Raw genomic sequence first — 4013 nt, 5'->3', positions numbered from 1 at the left:
CGGCAGCGGGTGGCCGAGGCGGCGCGCGAGGCCGACCCCGCACTGGCGTCGGCTGTGGATGACGGCGAGGTCGGCGGCGACACGTCCAGCGCGAACGCCGCGGCCATGGCGTTCCTGTCGCGGCCCGAGGGCTGGCGCGACCTGGTCGACGCCGCGAATCGGGAGGCCGCCGACGCCGACGCCGCCCACCGGGTCAGCGTGCGGATCAGCGAGGCCGAGCACCGCGCGGCCGGCGCCGAGCACGACCGCGCCATCGCCGAGCGGGAGTCGGAGAAGCTGCGCGTCGAGCTGACCGAGGCCCGCGCCGAGGCCGCCGAGCTGCGGCAGCGCAACCACGGCCTCACCAAGGAGCTGCGCGAGATCAAGCGCCGGGAGCGCAAGGCGACCGACGCGCTGTCGGCGGAGAAGGGGCGGCTGCGGCAGGCCGAACAGAACCACTCCACCGAGCTGCGGCGGCTGCGGTCGCAGCTGGACGAGACCGTCAAGGCGCTGGATCGCGCCCGCCGGGGGGCGCGCGATGCCCGGTCCTTCAACGATTCGCGGCTGTGGCTGCTGTTGGAGACGATCGGCGGCGCCGCGCAGGGGCTGCGGCGCGAGCTGGCCCTGGATCCGGTGGACCGGGTGCCGGGCGACTTCGTGGCCGACAACGAATCGCTGCGCCCCGACGACCCCGCCCGCAGCCCGGCCCGGGGCCTGGGCGCCGACGACCCGATCCGGCTGGACGAGCTGCTGACGCTGCCCCAGGCGCACCTGATCGTCGACGGCTACAACGTCACGATCGGCGGCTGGGGCGACCTGCCGCTGGAGCAGCAGCGCCAGCGGCTGGTGCGGGGCCTGTCGGGGCTGGCCGCCCAGACCGGCACCGAGGTGACGGTGGTGTTCGACGGCGCCGAGCGGATGGTGGGGCTACCGGCCGCGCCGCGCGGGGTGCGGGTGTTGTTCAGCCGCAAGAACCAGACCGCCGACGAGGTGATCCGGGCGTTGGTGCGCGCCGAACCCAACGGCCGCCCGGTCGTGGTGATCTCGTCGGACCGCGAGGTGAGCGAGGGGGTGCACCGGCACGGCGCCTACCCGCTGTCGGCCGACACCCTGCGGCGCCGGCTGGAACGCGCCTGACTCAGCGGCGGCGGCGCGCGAAGATGATTCGACCCTCGCCCTGGCAGAACCAGCATTCCTCGTGGACGTAGCGGGCCTCGATCTTCTTGGTGGTGCTGTTGAGATAGGCGCGGGGAATCGGGATGTCACCGGCCCCGCCGCAGGTGTAGCACACGATCCGCATCGGCTTGGTCATCGTCGTCCAATCTAACCGACGGGGTCGGCGCCGCGCTGTGGGCACAATGGATCGAAAGCGGCTATTTCCCGTATTTGCCACAAAACACGCATAAGGTACGCTGCCTCACGGAGGGATGCGGGGATGCGCGTCCACTGTACCAAGTGGGGGAAATATGTGTGGTTTGGCCGGTTTTGTCGGCGCGCTCGATGTCGACGCCCTGCCCATGCTGCGGCGCATGTCGACGGCCATGGTGAACCGCGGGCCCGACGGCGAGGGCTTCGCGGTGGGCCGGGAATTCGGGCTGGCACACCGCAGGTTGGCCATCATCGACAAGGAGTCCGGCGACCAGCCAATGTGGTCGCCCGACGACCGCTACTCCATTGTATACAACGGGGAGGTGTACAACTTCCGCGAGCTGCGCGACGAACTGGCGGCGCTGGGGCACTCCTTCACCACGCACTGCGACACCGAGGTGGTGCTGACGGCGTGGCGCGAGTGGGGCAACGCCGCCTTTGACCGGTTCAACGGCATGTTCGCGCTGGCCATCGCCGACCGCGAGTCCGGGCGGGTCACGCTGGCGCGCGACCAGTTCGGCATCAAGCCGCTGTATCTGGCGCGCTCGCCCGAGGGCGTCGTGGTGTTCGCCAGCCAGTTCCGTCCCCTGTTCGCCAGTCAGCTCATCGAGCGACGGCCCGACGACGCCACCGTGTACCGCTACCTGAAGTTCCGGGTGCACGACGACACCGAGGCGACGTTCTTCGAGGGCGTGAGCCGGCTGCTTCCCGGGCAGGCCGCCGAGATCACCCCCGACGGCACCATCACCCGGCACACCTACACCCGCCTCTACGAGGACATGGAGTCCCTGGCGGGCACCGATCGGCGCTACGACCCCGCCGCCGCCGACGATTTCGGCCGCGCCCTGCACACCGCGGTGCGCCGCCGCCTGGTCTCCGACGTGCCCGTGGGCACGGCGCTGTCGGGCGGCCTGGACTCCTCCACCATCGTGGCGCTCACCCACCGGATGCTCGCCGAGTCCGACACCGAGGCCCAGGCGGTGGGCAAGCGGCAGCAGACCTTCTCGGCGGTGTTTCCCGGGGAGCTCAACGACGAGGAGCGCTACGTCGACGCGGTGGCCGAGGGGCGGACAGACGCACTGACCGTCCACAAGATCCTTCCGAGCCCCGACCGGTTCCTGGTCGACCTGCTGGACTTCGTACGCACCCAGGAGGAACCGGTCATCTCCACCGGCCCCTACGCCCAGTACTGCGTGATGCGCGAGGCGTCCCAACACGTCACCGTCATGGTGGACGGCCAGGGCGCCGACGAGATGATGGCCGGGTACGTCCCGTACTACCTGGTATACCTGCGGCAGTTGTGGCGCAACGGAAACAAGCGCGCGGCCCTGGCCGAACTGGCCCGCTCCACCGACGTGCTGTGGCGGCTGGGCCGCTTCACCGTGGCCGACAAGCTGAACCGCCGCTCCCACATCCCGGTGGACGGGCTGTTGAACCGGGAGTTCGCCGAGCGGCACCGCGGGCAGCGCTTCGACGTCGTGCCCGACAACCTCAAGGCGCGGCTGGCCGACGACATCTTCCGGCACAGCCTGCAATCCCTGCTGCGCTACGAGGACCGCAACACCATGCGCTTCTCGGTCGAGGGCAGGGTGCCGTTCCTCGACACCGAGCTCTTGCGCCTGCTGTGGACGCACGACGACGCGATGATCCTCAAGGCGGGCTGGAACAAGCGGGCGCTGCGCGACGCCACCAAGGACCTGCTGCCGCCGATGATCAACCAGCGCCGCAACAAGATCGGCTTCACCACGCCCGAGGAGGCGTGGTTCAAGCGCCTGAAGAACTCGCTGTACGAGATGTTCACCTCCGAAAGCTTCGCCAAGCGGCCGTACTTCGACCAGGAGGCCGTGGTCCGGGCGTTCAAGTCCTATCTGGCCGGTAAGTCCAGCGCGGAGACCATGACGTTTTGGCGCATCCTCAACGTCGAGCTGTGGATGCGGGAGTTCATCGACTCCGACCCGATGCTGGCGCAGTCCGCGCTGGACGACGCCGAGGCCGGGCTGAGCGCGACGCCCGGCATGCACCCGCAGGCGCCGCCCAAGAGCGACTACGTGTCCAACCACGGCAAGCCGCTGGTGACCGCGGACGAGGGCTGGGCGCGGTTTCCGCTGCGCTGCGACCTGGTGACCGAGGGCGTCGACATCCCCTCGCTGGCCGCCGAGCGGGTCGGCGGCTTCTTCATGGGCCTCGACGAGGCACCATCCGATGTGTCCGGTCTCGCCGACGGCGACCGCTGGTTCCTGTACATCAGCGAGAAGATCGTCGCCATCTCGCAGGGCCGCTCCTACTTCACCTGGGACGTCCACCCGGGGTGGTGGGCGCGGCGGCTGTCCAGGCACGTGGTGCGCACCCCGCACGGCATCGGGCTGGGCGACCCCACCACGATGCAACTGGCCATTCAGGACGTCGGACTGCCGCGCATCCTGGCCGCGTCGCTGGTTTCGGTGGCGGGCAAGGCCCTGGGCAGGCGCGGGCTGTTCTACCGGGTGGCCGGGCCCGCGGTGCGGGCCATCGACGGCCCCACCGAGTACTCGGCGTACCCGGCCAACGTCTCCGCCAAGCTGGCGCCCGCCGAGCCCGACAAGGTGTCGGCGCGGGTGTCGGCGGAGCTGCGGCACTGCCTGTCACCGCGGGCGCTGGCGAACTTCGGCGGCACCGTCATCATCGAC

Annotated in this window: 3 protein-coding genes; 2 read left to right on the top strand and 1 reads right to left on the bottom strand. The window is 70.4% G+C overall.

The window, feature by feature from the left end:
• On the top strand, positions 1 to 1116 hold a 1116-nt coding region (locus VE172_RS11165), incomplete at its 5' end, for an NYN domain-containing protein (RefSeq protein WP_324801262.1).
• 1 nt (position 1117) lies between these two features.
• Here the strand turns inward: VE172_RS11165 and VE172_RS11160 are convergent.
• Positions 1118 to 1291 (bottom strand): hypothetical protein, encoded by a 174-nt coding sequence (locus tag VE172_RS11160; protein ID WP_324801259.1) that lies wholly within the window; start codon positions 1289 to 1291, stop codon positions 1118 to 1120.
• Positions 1292 to 1445: 154 nt separating this feature from the next.
• Here VE172_RS11160 and asnB point away from each other — a divergent pair.
• On the top strand, positions 1446 to 4013 hold a 2568-nt coding region (gene asnB, locus VE172_RS11155), incomplete at its 3' end, for an asparagine synthase (glutamine-hydrolyzing) (RefSeq protein WP_349258340.1).

This window comes from Stackebrandtia sp. (genome assembly GCF_035643755.1).
Classification (GTDB): domain Bacteria; phylum Actinomycetota; class Actinomycetes; order Mycobacteriales; family Micromonosporaceae; genus Stackebrandtia.
This window is presented reverse-complemented; position numbering and strand designations above follow the sequence as displayed.